At 65.8% G+C, this 18,832-nt stretch carries 20 protein-coding genes and 2 tRNA genes; 12 read left to right on the forward strand and 10 right to left on the reverse strand.

Going from position 1 to position 18,832, the window contains the following annotated elements; all coding sequences use genetic code 11:
- Window positions 1–26: 26 nt before the first annotated feature.
- The gene (locus tag QF777_07130) at window positions 27–713 is read right to left on the reverse strand and encodes a hypothetical protein (GenBank protein ID MDP6911326.1); all 687 of its coding nucleotides are present in this window, start codon (window positions 711–713) and stop codon (window positions 27–29) included.
- A 157-nt stretch (window positions 714–870) separates the two neighbouring features.
- Here QF777_07130 and QF777_07135 point away from each other — a divergent pair, with 157 nt between their 5' ends.
- Window positions 871–1,224 (forward strand): antibiotic biosynthesis monooxygenase, encoded by a 354-nt coding sequence (locus QF777_07135; protein ID MDP6911327.1) that lies wholly within the window; start codon window positions 871–873, stop codon window positions 1,222–1,224.
- 123 nt (window positions 1,225–1,347) lie between these two features.
- Here the strand turns inward: QF777_07135 and QF777_07140 are convergent, their stop codons facing one another.
- Window positions 1,348–1,620 (reverse strand): hypothetical protein, encoded by a 273-nt coding sequence (locus tag QF777_07140; protein MDP6911328.1) that lies wholly within the window; start codon window positions 1,618–1,620, stop codon window positions 1,348–1,350.
- A 203-nt stretch (window positions 1,621–1,823) separates the two neighbouring features.
- On the opposite strand from QF777_07140, the gene QF777_07145 reads away from it, so the two are divergent.
- Window positions 1,824–2,090 (forward strand): hypothetical protein, encoded by a 267-nt coding sequence (locus QF777_07145; protein ID MDP6911329.1) that lies wholly within the window; start codon window positions 1,824–1,826, stop codon window positions 2,088–2,090.
- Window positions 2,091–2,191: 101 nt separating this feature from the next.
- On the opposite strand, the gene QF777_07150 is transcribed toward QF777_07145, so the two are convergent.
- Window positions 2,192–3,319 (reverse strand): serine hydrolase, encoded by a 1,128-nt coding sequence (locus QF777_07150; GenBank protein MDP6911330.1) that lies wholly within the window; start codon window positions 3,317–3,319, stop codon window positions 2,192–2,194.
- Window positions 3,320–3,347: 28 nt separating this feature from the next.
- Here QF777_07150 and QF777_07155 point away from each other — a divergent pair, with 28 nt between their 5' ends.
- Together QF777_07155 and QF777_07160 are read left to right on the forward strand one after the other, a co-directional pair.
- Complete coding sequence (locus QF777_07155; protein MDP6911331.1) at window positions 3,348–3,737, forward strand: hypothetical protein; 390 nt, start codon at window positions 3,348–3,350, stop codon at window positions 3,735–3,737.
- Window positions 3,738–3,842: 105 nt separating this feature from the next.
- A complete protein-coding gene (locus QF777_07160) occupies window positions 3,843–5,096 on the forward strand; it encodes an alkyl sulfatase dimerization domain-containing protein (protein ID MDP6911332.1) in 1,254 nt (417 codons plus the stop codon).
- A gap of 74 nt (window positions 5,097–5,170) precedes the next feature.
- Here the strand turns inward: QF777_07160 and QF777_07165 are convergent.
- The 4 genes from QF777_07165 to QF777_07180 form a co-directional block, all read right to left on the reverse strand.
- Window positions 5,171–5,247 (reverse strand) — tRNA-Val (locus QF777_07165).
- A gap of 55 nt (window positions 5,248–5,302) precedes the next feature.
- Window positions 5,303–5,899, reverse strand: coding sequence for a hypothetical protein (locus QF777_07170; protein MDP6911333.1), 597 nt, complete (start codon window positions 5,897–5,899; stop codon window positions 5,303–5,305).
- A gap of 60 nt (window positions 5,900–5,959) precedes the next feature.
- A tRNA-Cys gene (locus QF777_07175) sits at window positions 5,960–6,034 on the reverse strand.
- A 53-nt stretch (window positions 6,035–6,087) separates the two neighbouring features.
- A complete protein-coding gene (locus QF777_07180) occupies window positions 6,088–6,561 on the reverse strand; it encodes a PaaI family thioesterase (protein MDP6911334.1) in 474 nt (157 codons plus the stop codon).
- Window positions 6,562–6,627: 66 nt separating this feature from the next.
- Here QF777_07180 and QF777_07185 point away from each other — a divergent pair, with 66 nt between their 5' ends.
- Both QF777_07185 and QF777_07190 read left to right on the forward strand, forming a co-directional pair.
- Window positions 6,628–7,695 (forward strand): LLM class flavin-dependent oxidoreductase, encoded by a 1,068-nt coding sequence (locus QF777_07185; GenBank protein ID MDP6911335.1) that lies wholly within the window; start codon window positions 6,628–6,630, stop codon window positions 7,693–7,695.
- Between the two features lie 50 nt (window positions 7,696–7,745).
- Window positions 7,746–8,177: a nitroreductase family deazaflavin-dependent oxidoreductase gene (locus QF777_07190; GenBank protein ID MDP6911336.1), complete on the forward strand. Its 432-nt coding sequence runs from the start codon at window positions 7,746–7,748 to the stop codon at window positions 8,175–8,177.
- A gap of 18 nt (window positions 8,178–8,195) precedes the next feature.
- Here the strand turns inward: QF777_07190 and QF777_07195 are convergent, their stop codons facing one another.
- The 3 genes from QF777_07195 to QF777_07205 form a co-directional block, all read right to left on the reverse strand.
- Window positions 8,196–8,699, reverse strand: coding sequence for a CoA-binding protein (locus QF777_07195; GenBank protein MDP6911337.1), 504 nt, complete (start codon window positions 8,697–8,699; stop codon window positions 8,196–8,198).
- Window positions 8,696–9,994, reverse strand: coding sequence for an O-acetylhomoserine aminocarboxypropyltransferase/cysteine synthase (locus tag QF777_07200; GenBank protein ID MDP6911338.1), 1,299 nt, complete (start codon window positions 9,992–9,994; stop codon window positions 8,696–8,698). The genes QF777_07195 and QF777_07200 overlap by 4 nt, the downstream gene beginning before the upstream one ends.
- Window positions 9,995–10,064: 70 nt before the next feature.
- Window positions 10,065–10,925: a sulfurtransferase gene (locus QF777_07205; GenBank protein ID MDP6911339.1), complete on the reverse strand. Its 861-nt coding sequence runs from the start codon at window positions 10,923–10,925 to the stop codon at window positions 10,065–10,067.
- A gap of 107 nt (window positions 10,926–11,032) precedes the next feature.
- Here QF777_07205 and QF777_07210 point away from each other — a divergent pair, with 107 nt between their 5' ends.
- From QF777_07210 to QF777_07235, 6 genes are read left to right on the forward strand one after another with little or no spacing between them, the layout of a single operon-like run.
- The gene (locus QF777_07210) at window positions 11,033–12,679 is read left to right on the forward strand and encodes a carboxyl transferase domain-containing protein (GenBank protein MDP6911340.1); all 1,647 of its coding nucleotides are present in this window, start codon (window positions 11,033–11,035) and stop codon (window positions 12,677–12,679) included.
- The gene (locus tag QF777_07215) at window positions 12,676–14,727 is read left to right on the forward strand and encodes a biotin carboxylase N-terminal domain-containing protein (GenBank protein ID MDP6911341.1); all 2,052 of its coding nucleotides are present in this window, start codon (window positions 12,676–12,678) and stop codon (window positions 14,725–14,727) included. Before QF777_07210 ends, QF777_07215 begins: the two co-directional genes overlap by 4 nt.
- On the forward strand, window positions 14,720–16,522 hold the full coding sequence (locus tag QF777_07220) for a DUF1446 domain-containing protein (GenBank protein ID MDP6911342.1): 1,803 nt from the start codon (window positions 14,720–14,722) through the stop codon (window positions 16,520–16,522). The genes QF777_07215 and QF777_07220 overlap by 8 nt, the downstream gene beginning before the upstream one ends.
- Window positions 16,522–17,220, forward strand: a complete 699-nt coding sequence (locus QF777_07225; GenBank protein MDP6911343.1) for a TetR/AcrR family transcriptional regulator — start codon at window positions 16,522–16,524, stop codon at window positions 17,218–17,220. The genes QF777_07220 and QF777_07225 overlap by 1 nt, the downstream gene beginning before the upstream one ends.
- 17 nt (window positions 17,221–17,237) lie before the next feature.
- Entirely contained in the window at window positions 17,238–18,029 is a 792-nt protein-coding gene (locus QF777_07230) for a TIGR03084 family metal-binding protein (protein ID MDP6911344.1), read from the forward strand.
- Window positions 18,029–18,814 (forward strand): enoyl-CoA hydratase-related protein, encoded by a 786-nt coding sequence (locus tag QF777_07235; protein MDP6911345.1) that lies wholly within the window; start codon window positions 18,029–18,031, stop codon window positions 18,812–18,814. The genes QF777_07230 and QF777_07235 overlap by 1 nt, the downstream gene beginning before the upstream one ends.
- The last annotated feature ends 18 nt before the right edge of the window (window positions 18,815–18,832 follow it).

The raw sequence follows: 18,832 nt of genomic DNA on the forward strand, positions 1-18,832 counted from the left end.
CAGCAGAATCCGCTGATCTGTGCCGGTCAGCGGTGGCGGCCGGTCTCCAGGCGCCGACGGGGCGCCTCGCTTCCCCGGCGAGCAATGGCCTTCCCGAGATCTTCTACTGCGTCGTCCAAATCGGGCCACGTCCCAAAGGCCGGCCCGGTAGTACCCAGCATGGCGAGGCGCTCAGCGGCATCGGCGACCAGCAGCGGGTGGGGAGGGCGTCCGTCCACCTCGTCCACCGCCGCCCGGGTGGTGGCCGCCCACAGCACGAGGTCGGACGCCACAGGTATCTGGACGGCGTGCAGCGGGGTGCTTCCCCGGACACGGCGCCCGGTGAAGGTCACCACCATCCGGGGGCGTGTCCGGCGCCACGAATCGAGACGGGTGGCCAAGGTCTTGTGGGGCACGCCGAGCCGTTCGGCCAGCTCTCGGATGCCGCCGACTCCGAGGAGGACAAACCCAACATGTTCGGGCCGTGCCGTGGCCTCATCAACGAGTCGAGCCCAGAGTGATCGCTGCTGGTGACTCTTGAGGGGATCGGTCCGTCGGATGCCGGGCGCCCGTGAGAGGCCGGCGGCGATTCCCCGCATGATCGACCGCGGCACCAGCGAGTCGGGTGACCGATCGGCAGCTTCACGGATTACCTCGAACCGGGAAGCCAGGGCGCCGTATTCGAGTGGTTCCTGCCCGGGACCCCGGGGATCGTCGTCAACAGGCGCGGGCACGTCGTAAACGGTAGTCCCAACAAGGTCGAAAGACGGAACGCGACGAGGGTCGGGCTGGAGACTGTGGTGTTAACTCGGTGCTGCTGTCCGAGGGCGTCTCTGACACCCTCGGTGTAGGTACGCGCAGTCCGGGGCATTGTCGAAATATGGTTTCGTCATGAACGACAAACATGGGGCGACCGAATTCGGTCTGGTCAGTGAGGTTCCGTATTACGCCACAATCTTCACTACTCGTATGACAAGCAATCTTGACGGATATGAAGAGACGGCTGACCGCATGGCCGAACTAGTCAACGCCCGTGAGGGCTTTTTAGGCATGCAATCGGCTCGGGGAGACGACGGCCTCGGAATCACCGTGTGCTACTGGCGTACCGAAGAGGACATCGCCGCCTGGCGAAACGACCTGGAACATGAGATTGCCCAGGACGAAGGCCGTAATCGCTGGTACGCCCAGTACACGGTCGAGGTGGCGCGGGTAGATCGGACTATTGGATTCAAGCGCCCTAGCTAGAGCTTGTCGAACCCTCCGCTACAGCGGGCGGGAGGCGGCATCGAAGCCCGCAGGTGCGGATATGCGCAGACAGTCTGAGTGCTCGGACCCCGCCCCAAGGGACGGGCTCCGAGCGACAGGGTTCTAGTTGTCGTTGATTGCGGCTGACGCAATCGGCCACCACTCATCAAGGGCTACGAACGGCCCAGCGGAAACGAACTCCAGCAAGCCTTTCGCTGAGATCTCGATCTGGGTCTTCACCGCTGCAGCCGAATCCTCATATTTTGTAACCGATACGTTGACGCCGCGAGCTAGGTCCTGACCAGATAGGACCATTTCACCGCCATTGGCAGCAAGAACCCCAAAGAGTTCAGCCAACAAGGCGTCACCTTCCTCGGTGGTCTCTGCCGCCTGCATCCGTGGCCCGGGCCTCGTAGTGGTAATGCTCGTATAGGACATGGTTCCCCTTTTCGTATGTGAGCGGATAAGGGTCCCACAGATCAAATGCTGACGCTGGTGAACCCCATCCTTAGGGGGGTGGCCCTAGGTACGAATCCCCTAGGAGTAGATATGCACGACCGTCACGTTCACCTAGATCGCCGCCAGTACATACTGGCCTGGTGCGAATTCTTGGATTAGTCCTGCTTCTGGCGACATCATCGATTAGCTGCAGCGTTGACGGCAGCGACTACGACGAAGAAATTCGCAACAACTTCCTAGTCAGTTGCCAAAGCGAGGCTGATGCGTCTTCTTGCGAGAAGATGCTCAACTGCATCGAAGGAAAGTTGTCTCAGGACGAGTTTCTTTACGAGGAGAGGCGCTCGTTTCTCACGGGCGAGTTCTCGGATCGGCTCGCAGAGGTAATAGCCCGGTGCACTTCTGATTGAGTATCCCACCCCTCCCTGAGGGGTGGGATACGACATCAGACCTCCCAGGCGTAGACACGCGCAGGCGTTATGCCACAGTGGATACCAGCCTGCGGCCCGACCTAATCGGCGTAGGACTTGAAAAGTTCCCAAGCGATGCAATCCACTGCGCCGTACTCGCTGCAGCCTCCTTCGCGTCTGGCGTATCGGACGGTTGAATTCGCCAGGATTGAGATCGACATATCGAAGCGGGACGAGTAGTAGACCCGCGAGGTGTAGCCCGCTCCTCCTCCGGGATGCCCAAGAACCGATAACAATGTTCCGTCTTCGAGTGGGAAGGTTCGTCTCCCCACGTAGTAGCCGTACTGCTGCGGTTGCCCAGCAAGCGAGATGGTTTCTTCGTTGATCGAGTTGAGGAGAACCGACCGGCTCTGGTCCGCGAGTGCGGAACCGTTGCCGCTATAAAGCTCGTAGCCCCAGCGAGCAATGTTGGCCGGGGTCGACACGATTCCCGCTGTAGCCCAAGCCAGCCGTGCATCTTGTTCGTACCAGTCGTCAGCCGTGTTCCCGTACCGGGTCCTGTCCAACTCGATCATGTCGCCGAACCCACTTCCCCCCCAGTAATCAAGGTCCGTGTATGGGCGTGCCGTGCCTTCGGGAACTGGTTCATCGGGGAGCAGTACGGCAGCAATGTCGAGCGGATCGAGGAATCGTTCTCGGTAGAGGACAGAGAGATCCTTTCCGGTGTGTAGCTCAGCGACCATTCCAAGGAGAAAGTTGTTCGAATCGGAGTACTCGTACTCCCCGGGTTCAACCCATGGGTCCTTTATTAGACCAACTGTGTCCACTGGCTTCCACGACGGTTTCTTGACGACCCAGAGCAAATCCAGGTTGTTCTCTTCGCCTGCTCCCGCTGCGAAGGGACGAATACCTGAACGCATGCTCAAGAGTTCGTGGACAGTTACGGCGCCGTTGATCGTCGTTGGGTCGAGCAACGAATAGTCAGGATCGGCTGACAGGACCGATTCGAGAGAGTCAGTGAGTTGGAAGTGGCCGTCCTCGACTAGATCAAGGATCAGCGCAGCCAGAAATGTCTTAGAGGTGCTACGGATAAGTGTCGGCGTACTAGTCGTCATCGGCGTCGTTGCCGAAGCGTCTCCGACCGCGTATGTCCACAGGAATCCATCGGTGAAGACGGCGACTGCCATACCAGACTTGTAGGTGCCCATGGCCGTGAACTCGCTGTCCACGACTGCCTTGAATCCATCTTGGGTCTGGTTGTTAAACGCGCCGAAGTTTGTTGGTGCTTCAAAGTCAGGTGCAGGCAGTACGACCTTTGGTGCCGCTGTCGTGGTTGGTGCCGCTGTCGTCGCAGGAGCCGCTGTAGTCGTAGGTGCCACCGTTGTGGTTGGTGCCGCTGTAGTGGTTGGAGCCGCTGTAGTGGTTGGTGCCGCTGTCGTCGCAGGAGCCGCTGTAGTGGTTGGTGCCGCTGTCGTCGCAGGAGCCGCTGTAGTGGTTGGTGCCGCTGTAGTGGTTGGTGCCGCTGTCGTCGTAATGGATGGTTCTTTAGTTGTCGTCGTGCCTGGTGCTGCTGTGTCTGAACTTCCACCACAGGCCGATGCAACCAGAACAAGCGTCATGACCACTGCAAGTGTCCTCATCTCGTAAGTCTGCCACCCCATCTCGGAGGTGGAGGTGGTCCTAGGTACGAACCCCTAGGTGTAGATACGTGCAGGCGGGTCAGCGCCTAGCGGTTAGGCCTACCATCAGCGCATGGTCTCCGAGGGAACACTGAGCGGGCGCATGGCCCGCACCACCATCGCTGAGGGGTTTCACATCCTTCCTGGCATGGGCAACTGTCTGGCTGCGGAGACCGACGCCGGGATGGTCATCGTCGACGGCGGGCCGGTCGCGGTGGCGCCCCAGATGATTGATCACCTACGTGGAATCACCGACGCCCCTGTTCACGCGATCTGCTACAGCCATGGCCACAACTCGTACAACGCGGGGCTTGGAGCCTGGCTAGAGCACGCCGCAGACCGGGGGGACCCGCCACCTCGTCTGGTGGCTCACGTCAATATTTTGGACCGCTACTCCCGCTACCGAGAGACCCACCATCTCCAAGCCCGAATGGCCGCCGTGCAATTCCCGGGGCGCAACGGGGTTCCCCTAGCCGCTCTTGATGACGTATTTGTCCACGTCGATCCCACCGAGACCTTCGAAGACCACCTGGTGCTCGTAGAGGGCTCCCGACCTGTGGAGGCCTACTGGGCTCCCTCGGAGACCGACGACGCTCTGGCCCTGTGGTTTCCTGCGGATGGTCTTCTCTACGGTGGCCCAGCCACCCCAGCCGACTCCATCCCCAACGTGGGTACTCCTCTACGTACCCAGAGGTTCACCGTCCGGTGGGCCGACACCCTGGACCGTCTGGCCGCCCTAGGCGCCCAGACTCTGGTCACCGAATTCGGTCCGGTGGTATCCGGTGCTGAGATGGTGCGAGAACGTCTGACCATGACCGCCGAAGCACTGCGCTGGCTTCGAGTCGAGGTGGTCCAAAGGATGAACCGAGGCATGAGCGAGGCTGAGATTCTCGCCGACATGTCTTACCCGCCCGAATTGTTTGACCACCCGTGGATGGCCCCTACTTACGGCTGTGCCGACTACATCGTGCGAGATCTCTACCGAGAGGAGAATGGGTGGTGGGACCGCAACCCCACCACTCTGCATCCATCCCCACCTGACCAGGCGGCTTTCGAGATTCTGTCCGCCCTAGGCGATCCAGCGACCGTGGTGGATAGGGCCAAGGATCTCGCACAAGGGGGGCAGACCCAACTGGCCCTCCACGTCATTGACCTGGTGGCCCTGGCCCCCGGCGATGACCCGGTGGTAGCCGAGGCCCGTGTCGTCAAGGCCGAGTTGTGTCGGGTGCGTTCCAAGGAGGTGGAGCCCTTCGTGTCGAAGTCCTGCTACCGCTCATCAGCCCGGCTTCTAGACGAGGGCCACACCTCCTGGCAAGACCTCCCCTGACGGGTCGACGTGCAGGCGGTGCGTCCGACGGTGCCCCATAACGCACAAATGACCAGCATTTCCGCTGGTCACCGTGGTGGGCCGTGAGGGATTCGAACCCCCGACCCCCTGCGCGTCATGCAGGTGCTCTAGCCAACTGAGCTAACGGCCCCGGAACGACACAGGCTAGCGGTCGCCCTTTAGTGGCACACCCAGCGAGAGATGGGTCAGCGGGAGCCAAACGACCAGGGACCACGGTCCAACAACGCGCCACCAACCAGCAGTACCCCACCGAGCGCCACCACTGGTAGGCCGCTGCCTACCGACCGTTCGAGCGACGAGACGGCGTCGACGGCCCGCACGTCGGAGATCTCCAGACCGGCCACTGCCAGCAGCACGCCCCCGGCTAGCAGCAGCACCAGCTTGTGCACCAGCCCCCGCTGTCCGATCCACAGTGCCCCGGTCACTCCGGCGGCAACCAGGCCGGTAACCAGCACGAGCACGGCATCGCCGGCGAGATCCCACCCGATCAGGTGGTCGACGGCTCCGTCGGCCCGATCCACAACGATCCACGGCAGGAACGTCCCCATGATGGCCAGCACCACGCCGACCGTCGCCGCCATCGCCGCCAGGCCGTTGCCCGCGGGTCGTTCCCGACGCGGTGGGTCGCCCCCGAGGTCGGGTGGACCGACCGGCGGCGCGTCGCCGGGATGTACGGCCCTGATGCCGAACGGCGGCGTATGGGGCAGCGGCGAATCAGCCCCGCGGGCACGGTCATCGCTGGTGCTGGCCTCGACCTCGTCGGCCGATTCCTGATCATCCATGGGTTCCCCCGTTTCTCATCGGTCGCCCCGACCCGCTGTTGCGGATCGCCCGATCAGTCGAGCACCGGGCGGGATTTGAACCCGCGGCTTTACGGCTTTGCAGGCCGTCCCCTTGGGCCTCTCGGGCACCGGTGCATCTCTCCGGTCGGAACCGGAGCAGAGCCAATGGTAGCGCTGCGTCCCCGGCCTCAATCGGGCCGGTCCTCGGCCAACTTCACCGTGCAGGTGCCCTGGGCCAGAGCCACCAGACGCATCCCGTCGTCGGCCAGGTTCTCGACCCGGATCGAGACCACCGCGGATCGCTTCGTCATGGCCTCGATGGTGGCCGTGGCCCGGCACGTCCCCTCCGACACCGGCTTGAGGTAGTTGACCTTGAACTCGGTGGTGGCCGCCCATGACCCCGGCGGCATCACCGGGTAGAGGACCACGCCCAGGCAGTGGTCACAGAGGGCGGCCAGGCAACCCCCGTGCATGTTTCCGATGAATGACAGGTGCTGGTCGTCCACGTCGAACTCGGCGACCAGGCGGCCGGCCGATATCTCCTCGTGGCGGATCCCCAGAAATCCGTCGATGCAGGTGTCGGACTTCCGCCCGACCATGAAATCGATGAAGCCCTGGTTCCGGACCTGTAGCCCGGACGCAGGAAGATCTTGTGTGGTCATCGTCGGCTCTCCTCACCCCGTCGGGGATGGTCGTCGCCCACGCTATGCACCAGCAAGGATGGGGCCATGACCGGCCCGAGGATGCGAACCGCCATCCAACTGGCTGCCGAGCAGGCGCCGTGGCCCGAGCATGTCGCATGGGTCGTCGAAGCCGAACGCCTGGGCATCGACCACTGCTGGGTGGCCGAAGCGTGGGGTGGGGATGCCGCCACGCCGATCGCCGGCCTTTCCCAACACGTCGAGCGGATGACCTTCGGTTCGGGCGTCTTCCAGGTGGGTGCCCGGTCAGCGGCCAACACCGCCATGACGGCCCTCACTCTTCAGCACATCACGGGTGGTCGGTTCAGCCTTGGCCTCGGGGCGTCGGGACCCCAGGTGGTCGAAGGGCTACACGGCGTGCCGTTCGCTCGCCCGCTCACCCGGATGCGTGAGACCATCGAGGTGGTTCGGATGGCCGAGGCCGGTGATCGTCTGGCCATCAACGGTGAACAGATCTGCCTTCCCCTGCCCGGCGGGGAGGGCAAGGCTCTCCGTTTGGCCCTACGACCGCCGGCCGGATCGGACTATCCACCCCTTCCGATCTACATCGCCTCGTTGTCGCCGAGGATGCTGGCCCTCACCGGCGAGGTGGCCGACGGTTGGTTGGGGACGAGCTTTGTCCCGGAAGGGGCAGCATCGTCTTTCGAGTCCCTGACGGCGGGGGCTCAACGGGCCGGGAGGTCGCTAACCGACCTGGACCTCTGCCAGGGCGCCGAGGTGGCCTTCGCCCGCGACGAGGCGGACCTGACCGCCATGGTCGACATGCGACGGGCCGGGCTGGCGTTCAGCCTCGGCGGCATGGGGTCGGCCGACACCAACTTCTACAACGACGCGTACGCCCGCCAGGGCTTCGCCGAGGTGGCCGCCGAATCCCAGCGCCTCTGGCTGGCTGGCGACCGGGCGGCCGCCTCCTCGGTCATCCCCGACGAGATGGTGCTGGCCACCACCCTGCTGGGCACTGAGGAGATGGTGGCCGAACGCCTCCGGGTGTGGCACGACGTCGGCATCACCCACGTCCGCCTCTACCCGGCCGGCGACAACATTGAGGAACGCCTCGAGACGCTTGGACGGGCGCTGGACCTCATTCCCACCTGAGTGGAGTCCCGCTGGGAGGTCGCGCTGTGCCCGGCCATAGGGTCGATGCCATGAGCGACACCGATTACGCACCGAGCCCCTGGGAGCCCGTTGCCGACCACGTCGAGCGCTATCTGGCTACCGACGGCGTCGATGGCTTCGAGTTCAATGGTGCCGAATGCATCATCCTGACCACGATCGGTCGAAAGTCCGGCATGGTCCGGCGGTCGCCGCTGATCCGTGTCCACGACGGCGAGTTCTATCTCGTGGTTGCCTCGATGGGCGGTGCGCCCAGGAACCCGATCTGGTACCTGAATCTGGCGGCCAACCCGGAGGTCACCATCCAGGACCGGGCTGAGGTCCACGAGCTGATGGCCCGCACTGCTTCGCCCGAGGAGAAAGCTGAACGCTGGCCGGCCGCATTGGCCGCATGGCCCGCCTATGCCGAGTACCAGACGAAGACCGACCGCGACATCCCCTTGGTGGTCTGCGAACCCCGCTGACCAGGACTTCTCTGTCGGTCAGCGTTTGCGACCGGACTCCCGCTTCGAGTTGATGACGCCGGTGTCGAAGCCGGCCAGGTGTAGGCCGCCGTGGAAGCGGGCGTGCTCGATCTTCAGGCAACGGTCCATCACCAGGTCCATGCCTGCGTCGAGCACGGTCCGGGCCGCCTCGGGGCTCCACAGACCGAACTGGGTCCAGAACACCGGGGCACCCGCGGCCACTGCCTCGTCGGCGACCTCGGGCACGTCGTCCAGCCGACGGAACACGTCCACGCAGTCGGGCACCACCGGTAGATCGGCAAGCGTCGGCACGCAGGGCCGACCGAGAATCTCGTCGGCCATCGGGTTCACGAAGTAGACCTCGTAGTCGGTACCCAGCAAGTAGGTAGCTACAAAGTTGCTGGGGCGGGAGGGGTTGGCCGACACCCCGACCATGGCGATGGTCCGTATCCTGGCCAGCAGATCGCGGCGCTCGACGGCCGATGGTGGGGTCCAGCCGTCGATGGCCGGCCACCCGCTCACTGGGCACCGCCGGTGAGGGCCTGGTCAAGGTCCCACAGGATGTCGTCGACGTCTTCGAGGCCGACAGAGAGCCGCACCATGTCGGAACTCACACCACCGGCGACCATGGCCTCCTCGGAGAGTTGCTGGTGGGTGGTCGACGCCGGGTGGATGACCAGCGTGCGGGCGTCGCCGATGTTGGCGAGGTGACTCACCAACTGCAATCGCTCGATGAAAGCCGCTCCGGCCGCCCGGCCGGCACCTCCCTCGGCAGCAATACCGAACGTGAACACGGCACCGGGTCCATCGGGCAGGTATCGATCGGCCAGGGCCCGATACGGAGAGCCAGCCAACCCTGGGTAGGCGACCCACGAGACTGCGGGGTGTCCGTCCAGGAACTCGGCGACGACCCGAGCGTTGGCCACGTGCTCGACCATCCGTTGGGGCAGGGTTTCGAGACCCTGTAGGAGCAGGAAGGCGTTGAACGGCGACAGGGACGCTCCGACGTCACGGAGCTGCTCGGCCCGCAGCTTGGTACAGAAGGCGAACTCGCCGAAATTCTCCCAGAACCGGAGGCCGTTGTACCCGGCGTTGGGTTCAGTCATCTGCGGGAAGCGGCCGCTCCCCCAATCGAACCGACCCGACTCGACGACCACACCGCCGATTGACGTGCCGTGACCACCGATGAACTTGGTGGCCGAGTGGACGACGATGTCGGCCCCGTGCTCTATGGGACGACACAACCACGGAGTGGCGAACGTGGAATCCACCACCAGCGGCAGGTCGTGGGCATGGGCCACGTCGGCCACCGCCGCCACGTCGGCCACCGACCCTGATGGGTTGCCGATGATCTCCGTGTACAGGAAGCGGGTGTCGTCGTCGATCCGGGCGGCGAAGGCTTCAGGGTCGTCGCCGTCCACGAAACGAGCGTCGATCCCGAATCGACCCAGGGTGGTGTCGAACATGGTGTGGGTGCCGCCGTACAGCGCGGACGAAGCTACGAAGTTGGTGCCCGCCTCAGCGAGGGCCGCTGCGGTGAGAAACTCGGCGGCCTGACCCGACGAAGTCGCCACCGCGCCGATGCCTCCCTCCAGGCTGGCCATGCGCTCCTCAAATGCCGCAACGGTCGGGTTGGACATCCTCGAGTAGATCGTCCCGTACTTCTGGAGGGCGAACAGGTCGGCAGCATCGGCCGCGTCGTCGAACACAAAGCTTGTGGACTGGTAGATGGGCACGGCCCGCGCCCCGGTGGTCGGATCAGGCTGTCCCCCAGCGTGCAGCGCCCGGGTCCGGAAACCCCACTCGCGGTCGGTCATGGACAGAATCTAGGCGTCGTGCATGCTGATCAACCGGTGACCGTCAGACGTTGGGCCGCCTTCTCGCCGCTCATCCAGGTTCCGGACCGACGGCCGCCGGCCGGTCCGAGTGGCTCCACTGTGACCAGGACCCCACGAACAGGCGGCCCCGTCCCAGCCCGGCGTGCTCCATGGCCAACAGGTCGTGGCACGCGCTGACACCGGATCCGCAGTAGGCGACCACGTTGGTGGCGTCCACCACCCCGATCTCCTCGTACCGGGAGACCAGGTCATCGGGTGACCGGAACCGGCCGGTCCGGGGGCCCTCGACCTCGAGGTTCACAGCAAACGGTGCGCTCCTCGCCCCTGGGACGTGCCCAGCCCGCGGGTCCATTGGCTCACTCTCTCCCCGATACCGCTCAGCACCACGAGCGTCTAGCACGATCCCCTCAGCCCCTCCCGACGCCGCCAGAGTGGCCACCTCGTCGATGGTGGCCACTGCACCGACAGGCCAAGGTTCGACCGGCATCACCACCGGCGATCGGACGGTCGGCGAGGTCTCCAGCGGCCCATCCCAAGCCCCGACGCCACCGTCGAGCAACGCTGCAGGTCGGCCCAGTACACGCAGCATCCACACCAGGCGTCCGGCGGCCATCCCACCGGCATCGTCGTAGGCAACCACCGGGTCGTCCCGCCCGATGCCCAGATCTCTCATCGATCGAGCAAACGCCTCGGGCGTGGGCAGCGGATGGCGACCTACCTCGGAACCCGGTGTCGAGGTCAGGTGTTCGTCGAGGTCGACGAAGACGGCGCCCGGGAGGTGGCCGGCGTCGTAGGCATCGCGACCCGATCTGCCATCCAGGTACCACCGCACGTCGCACATCACGACGCCCCGAATAGCCGCCACCTCAGAGGCCTCGACAATGGGGGCGAACTCATATCGGGTCGGCACGCCACGAGCATCCCACCGGGAATGCCCCTCCTGATCCGCGCAGCCCCGTACGGGTAATCAGATCGGTAACTTTGCACTCTTATTCTTACTGCCCTAAGGTTTCGGCCATGCTTCACCGGCTCCTCGCCCCACCTCTTGCGTCCACTCTGGACACCCGCAGCGATGCCTTCGCCCAGAACCGCTCTGACATGGAAGAACACCTGGCCGTGATCGAGGAACTCCTCGACGAGGCAGACGCCGGTGGGGGTCCCGAGTCGATGGCCCGCCTCCGCTCCCGGGACAAGATGCCCATCAGGGAACGAATAGCCCATGTAGTCGACCCCGACAGCCCATTCCTCGAGATCAGCCCGCTGGCCGGATACGAGTCCTCGTACACGGTGGGCGGGGGCTTCGTGGTGGGGATCGGCGTGATCGCCGGCGTCGAGTGCGTCATCTGCGGAAACGACCCGACAGTGCTGGGCGGCGCCATGACCCCCTACATGGCCAAGAAGTGGATGCGGGCCATTGAGATCGCCCGCCACAACCGGATGCCCTACGTCAGCTTCGTGGAGTCCGCCGGTGCCGACCTACGGGTCCAGACTGGCGGCGGCTCCGGCGGGCGGCGGGCCAGAACCGACCACTTCGCCGAGACCGGTCGCTTTTTCTACGAGATGATCGAGCTCTCCAAGTTGGCCATCCCCACGATCTGCGTGGTGTTCGGGTCGTCAACGGCCGGCGGGGCCTACCAGCCCGGTATGTCCGACTACACGATCTTCATCAAGGAACAGTCCAAGGTCTTTCTGGCCGGGCCCCCGCTGGTGAAGATGGCCACCGGAGAGGACGCCGACGACGAGACCCTGGGCGGCGGCGCGATGCACGCCGAGAAGTCCGGTCTTGCCGACTACCTGGCTAATGACGAGATGGACGCCCTACGCATGTGCCGCGAGGTCGTGTCTCACCTCGACTGGCGCAAGGCCGGCCCCGATCGGTCATACGAGGTGACCGAACCGATCCACGACGTTGAGGGCCTCATGGGCATGGTGTCCAAGGATCTCAAGCAGCCGGTCGACGTCAGGGAGATCATCGGTCGAGTTGTCGACGGTTCCCGATTCGAGGATTTCAAACCCCGGTACGGACCGACAATGATCTGCGGGTTCGCCACCATCCACGGCTACCCGGTTGGAATCCTCGGCAACAACGGCGTGATCTACCCGGAGGCCGCCGAGAAGGCCGCCCACTTCATCCAGCTCTGCAACCGGCAGGACACACCGCTGGTTTTCCTTCAGAACATCACCGGGTTCATGGTGGGCACCGACTTCGAAGAGGCGGGAATCATCAAGAAGGGCTCCCAGATGATCAACGCCCTGACCAACTCCACCGTGCCCCACCTCACGGTCATCATCGGCGCCTCCTACGGGGCGGGCACCTACGCCATGTCGGGGCGGGGCTACGAGAACCGGTTCACCTTCCTATGGCCGATGGCCAAGATCGCCGTCATGGGTCCCAAGCAGATCGCCGGCGTCATGTCGATCGTGCGACGGGGCCAGGCAGCCCGCAAGGGCATCGAATTCGACGAGGAGGCAGACGCCGAGATCGTTCGACAGGTTGAGGCCGCTCAGGAGAAGGGGTCTCTCGCACTGGAAGCCACCGGGGCGGTTAGCGACGACGGGATCATCGACCCACGCGACACCCGCACGGTGCTCGGACTATGCCTGTCGGTGGTGAGGACAGCGCCTGTCGAAGGCGCCGAGAACTACGGGGTGTTCCGACTGTGAATCACACCTCCAACGTCCCGATCACGGGGGTACTCGTTGCCAACCGCGGCGAGATCGCCTCTCGGGTGTTCCGCACCGCCCGCTCCATGGGCATGCGTTGCGTCGCCGTGTATGTCGACGCAGATGCGACCGCGCCCTACGTGGCCGAGGCCGACGTGGCCGTCCGACTCGACGACGGGGGCTACCTCGACGGCGACGCTCTAGTAGCGGCCGCCAAGGCAGCCGGCGCCGATGCCGTGCATCCCGGCTACGGGTTCCTAGCCGAGGACGCGGCCTTCGCCATAGCGGTATCCGATGCCGGCCTGACGTGGATCGGCCCGACGCCCGACGTCATCGCCTCAATGGGCGACAAGATCTCGGCCAAGGTCACTGCGGTCGCCGCCGGAGTCCCCACCCTTCCGTCCTCGGACGACCCCACCAATGATGAGGCCGTGGGCTATCCGCTCCTGGTCAAGGCAGCAGCGGGCGGCGGCGGCAAGGGCATGCACCTCGTAGAACGACCCGAGGACCTGGCCGACGCGGTGGCAACCGCACAGCGGGAGGCCGCAGCATCGTTCGGCGACGACCGGGTGTTCCTCGAGCGGTACGTGGCCCACTCCCGCCATATCGAGATCCAGATCCTGGGTGACGCCCACGGGAACCTGGTGCACCTCGGTGAACGGGAGTGCTCCATCCAGCGCCGCCACCAGAAGGTGGTCGAAGAGTCCCCAGCCGCCGTGCTCGATGCCGACGACCGGAACGCCATGGGAGCAGCTGCCCGGCAACTGGCCGACGGGATCGGCTACCGGTCAGCCGGGACGGTCGAGTTCCTGGTCGACGACGCCAGCGGCGAGTTCTTCTTCCTGGAGGTCAACACCCGCCTCCAGGTCGAGCATGCGGTGACCGAAGAGGTCACCGGCATCGACCTGGTCCGCGAGCAACTACGAATCGCCGCCGGCGAACCGCTGGGCTACGGGCAGAACGACGTGACCTTTGACGGCCACGCCATCGAGGTGCGGCTCTACGCTGAGGACCCGTCAGCCGGCTTCCTCCCGGCCACCGGAACGCTGGAGGCCTGGGAGCCGGCCGACGAACCAGCCGTGCGTTGGGACACCGGGGTGACAGCGGGCAGCGTGGTCGGGGTCGACTTCGACCCCATGCTGGCCAAGGTGGTGGCCCACGGGCCGACCCGCGCCGAGGCCGCTGGACGCCTGGCCCTGGCGCTTGAACGCATGCACCTCGGTGGGGTGACCACCAACCGGGACTTCCTGGCCGCCACGCTGCGTCACGAGGCGTTCCTGGCCGGCGACACCACCACCGACTTCATCGAGAGGCACACCCCGGCGACGACCATGGTCCATGACGGCCCGACGGCCGACCGGGTGGCGACCACGGCCGCCCTGTGGATCCAGGGACGCAACCGGACCAACGCTCTCGTTCAGGGCCAGGCCCCCAGCGGTTGGCGCAACGCCCGCCTTCCCGATCAGGCGGTCACCCTCGCCCGGGTGGGAAGCGAAGACGCTCCGACCGCCGTCCGCTACCGCTCGGAGCGCGACGGGACGTTCTCGGTGAGTATCACCCAACCTGACTCCCGGTCCGACGACGACTCGGTCCGACATCAGGCGACGATCTACGCCTGGTCGGCCAACGGGATCGACCTGGCGGTCGACGGCATTCGAACCACGGCACTGATCACCGCGGTGACCGCCGACGAGTTAGCCGGCCGGGGCGAGGTACTCCACGTCACCATGGCCAACACCACCACGTCGCTGGAGACGGTCCCCCGATTCAACCTGCCCGGGACCGAGGCTCCGACCGGTGGCCTGACGGCACCCATGCCCGGGAAGGTCCTCGACGTGCTCGCTGCAGCCGGTGACGTGGTCATCGCCGGACAGGCCATGGTCGTGCTGGAGGCCATGAAGATGGAACACCGCATGACCGCCCCGTTCGACGGCACAGTGGCCGAGGTACGGGTGACGGCCGGCGATCAGGTCGACAACGGAGCCGTCCTCATGGTCATCGAACCCGCCGACGGTCACCCGATGGGCGAAGATGGCGCTGATGGCTGAACCGATCCGCATCGCCAACTGCTCCGGCTTCTACGGAGACCGCCTCTCGGCGGCCGCCGAGATGGTAGAAGGCGGCCACATCGACGTCCTGACCGGTGACTGGCTGGCCGAGTTGACGATGCTGATTTTGGCCCGCACCAAGGCCAAGCGGGCGGGCGGCGGCTTCGCCGGGAGCTTCGTCAAGCAGATGGAACAGGTCATGGGCACCTGCCTCGACCGGGGCATCACGGTGGTCAGCAATGCCGGCGGTCTCGACCCCGCCGGCTGTGCCGAGGCGCTCGCCGAGGTGGCCGATCGCCTCGGGCTGTCACCCACCATCGCCTACGTGGCCGGCGACGACCTGCTGGGACGCCTCGACGACCTGCTGGCCGCCGGCGTGGACCTTCCCGACATGGTGACCGGCGAGCCGCTGGCCGACCCGGGCCGCTTCGTGAGTGCCAACGCCTACCTCGGCTGCTGGGGCATAGTCGACGCCCTGGACCGGGGTGCCGACATCGTGGTGACCGGTCGGGCCACCGACGCTGCCATTGTTTGCGGCCCGGCGGCGTGGCACCACGGCTGGGCCCGTGACGACTGGGACGCACTGGCCGGAGCCGTGGTAGCCGGCCACGTCATCGAGTGCGGCACCCAGGCCACCGGTGGCAACTACTCGTTCTTCACCGAGGTGCCGGGCATGGGCCGGGTGGGTTTCCCGTGGGCCGAGGTGGCCGCCGACGGATCATCGACCATCGGCAAGCACGACGGGACCGGCGGCCAGGTGTCGATCGGCACCGTGACCTCGCAGTTGCTGTACGAGATCGGATCACCGGCCTACCTGGGCCCTGACGTGACGTCACGATTCGACACCATCCAGCTCGACGAGGTCGGGCCGGACCGTGTGCGGATCCACGGCGTACAGGGCGAACCACCCCCGACGACGTTGAAGGTCTCGATGAACGCCATGGGCGGCCACCGTGCCGACCTCTCCGTCGCCCTGACCGGCCTGGACGTCGAAGCCAAGGCTGCACTGGCAGAGGAGGCATTCTGGATCGCTATGCCCGATGGGCCCGACGACTTCGAGTCGGTCGAATCCCGCATCGTCCGTACCGACAAGATCGACCCGGCATCCAACGAGGAGGCGGTGGCCCAGTGGTGCCTAACCCTCAAGGACGCCGACGAGCGAAAAGTGGGTCGTGGAGTGTTCAACGCCATGACCGAGATGGCCTTGTCCACCATTCCCGGGTTCTTCTCGGTGCGTAGCAGCGCGTCCAGAACCTTCGGTGTCCACCGGGCAGGCCTCGTGCCCGCCGACCTCGTCCCGCAGGACGTGGTGGTGCTCGAAGCCGGCCAGGTGACCTCACGAACCATCGTGGAATCGGCTGCTCCAACCAGTGAAGCGGCCGATGTCTCTGTCGAACCCCGACCGGGGCCCGACGTGACCATCCCTGGGGGCCCAACGGTGGCCGTGCCCCTCGGCCGCATCGCCGGTGCCCGCTCGGGCGACAAGGGTGGCGATGCCAACCTCGGCCTATTCGTCCGCGACGATGCAGCCTGGGCGTGGCTGGACGACCACCTCACCGTGGACCGCCTCCGAGTCCTGCTACCCGAGACGGCCGACCTGTCCATCGAGCGTCACCGGCTGCCGGCTATCCGGTCGCTCAACTTCATGATCCGTGGCCTATTGGGCGAGGGGGTGGCTGCGTCGTCCCGTCAGGATGGCCAAGCCAAGAGTCTCGGCGAATGGATCCGAGCCCGGATCGTGGACGTGCCCGCCTCACTGCTCCCCGCCGAGCAGTCGAACGAGGCCTCCGGCTGATGGCCAAGAGCACGGCCCTGCTGGCCGTCGAACAGGCCACCGAACAGGCCGCCGAACAGGCCCGCCGACTCCGGGCCGTGCCCGCCCCCCGTCCCGTCCTGGACCGCGAGCGGGAGGACCAGCTCACTGGCCGCCAGCGTGAAGTCCTGGACCAGTTGGTGGCCCTCTTCGCCGACGGCTTCGTCGAGCTCACCATGGCCGACATTGCCGCCCAGGCCGGCTGCTCGTTGCGCACCCTCTACGACCTCGCACCCAGCAGGGACGAGCTGGTACTCACGGTCATCGACCGCAACCTGCGACACATCGGACGAGCCGCCGTTGGCGCCATGGCTCCCGACATGGCCCCGCTGGAAGCCATCCGGGCCTACCTACGGGCGGCCAACCTGGCCGTGGCCTCAACCACGCCGGCATTCGCCCGCGACCAGGCGGCCACCCCGTCGACCCACCGGCTGGCCACCGCCCACTCCGACTATCTGGTGGCCGTCACCCGAACTCTTCTGGACCTGGCCGTAGAGCGTGGCAACCTGGCCGATCCGAGCGGCGATCCGATCGACACCGCGGCAGTGGCAAGGGTGGTGGCCGGCCTGGGGGCCATGTTCGCCCTTCCTGAACACATCGAAGCCATCGACTCGACACCCCGAGATGCCGCCAACACCATGGTCGACGTCATCCTTCGAGGACTGGAGAGCACACCGTGACCGACTCGCCTCTCACCATGGCGAATCTCACCGCCGACCTCACGGCCGAGCAGCAGGCCCTCGATGACGTCGTAGCCCACCTCGACCTCGACGCCTGGGATATGGCGACGGCCAGCCCCCGCTGGACGGTCGGCGACCAGATCGCCCACCTTGCCTACTTCGACGCGACCGCCACGTTGGCCATCACCGACCCCGAGGGCTTCCGCTCGGCGGTCGATGGCCTGATGGGCGTGGCCCGAGATGGCGAGGAGGCGATCGACGACCTAACCATGGGCGCCTACCGGCGACTCACGCCACCCGAACGACTCGACGCATGGCGCGACGGCCGCCGACGGTTAGCCGCGGCGGCCGGCACACTGGCCGACGACGCCCAGGTGCCGTGGTACGGACCGTCGATGGGTGGTAAGTCGTTTCTCACGGCCCGTCTCATGGAGGCGTGGGCCCACGGCCAGGACGTGGTGGACGCCGTGGGCGCCATCCGTCCGCCGACCGACCGTCTCCGCCACATCGCCCAACTTGGGGTCATGACCAGAGGGTGGTCCTACGCCAACCGACGAATGGAAGCTCCCGATGTGGCCGTCGACGTCGTGCTCGAGGCACCGTCGGGCGCCGTTTGGACGTGGGGCCCCGGTGATGCATCCGAAACGATCAGCGGGCCGGCCGAGGACTTCTGCCTGGTGGTCACCCAACGCCGACACGTTGACGACACTGGGCTCCGGATGGCAGGTGACGGCGCCCGGGACTGGATGGTCCGGGCCCAGGCCTTCGCCGGCCCACCTACGAACGGACCCGATGCAGGGAGTTCCTGATGCCACTGGTAGAGACGACACGCGGTGAAGACGGCCTTGCCGGCGTCGTCACGGTCACCTTGGCCGACGAAGAGAACCGCAACGCCCTGAGCGCCGCGCTGGTCGGCGAACTGGTCGAGACACTGGACGCCGCGGACAGCGATCCAACCGTCCGGGTGGTGGTGCTGACCAACAGGGGTCGAGTGTTTTGTGCCGGCGCCGACCTATCGGAACGCTCGGGCGGCGGCGCCCGAGATGGTGGTCCTCCTCCAAAGTCAGTCGACCCCGCGGCACTGTTCTCGCGGTTTCGGTCGTCCCCCAAGATCTACGTGGGCCGAATCGCCGGTCACTGCGTAGCCGGCGGCATGGGACTAGCCGCCGCCATGGACCTGACGGTGGTCGACGAGTCGGCGAAGTTCGGCTTCACCGAGGTGAGGCGCGGTATCGCCCCGGCAATGATCTCGGTGCTGTGCCTACCGAAGATGCGGCCCACCCAGGCTGCTGAGGCCATGCTGCTGGGCAACCGAATGACAGGCGCCGACGCGGCCCGTCTCGGCCTTGTCAACCAGGCCGTCCCGGCCGACGAACTGGATGCCGCCGTCGAATCGTTCGTGACCGACCTGCTGGCCGGTGGCCCGGACGCACTGGCGGCCACCAAGCAACTGCTGACCCAGGTGCCGGGCATGGACGTCGACGAGGCCTTCGCCTGGACGGCCGAACTCTCGTCAACGATCTTCCGATCCGACGAAGCCAGAGAAGGCATGCGGGCCTTCCTCGAGAAGCGCCCCCCGTCCTGGACCGACTGACCACCGAATTGGCCAGCA

It is taken from the genome of Acidimicrobiales bacterium (assembly GCA_030747595.1).
In the GTDB taxonomy this organism is placed as follows: Bacteria; Actinomycetota; Acidimicrobiia; order Acidimicrobiales; family MedAcidi-G1; genus UBA9410.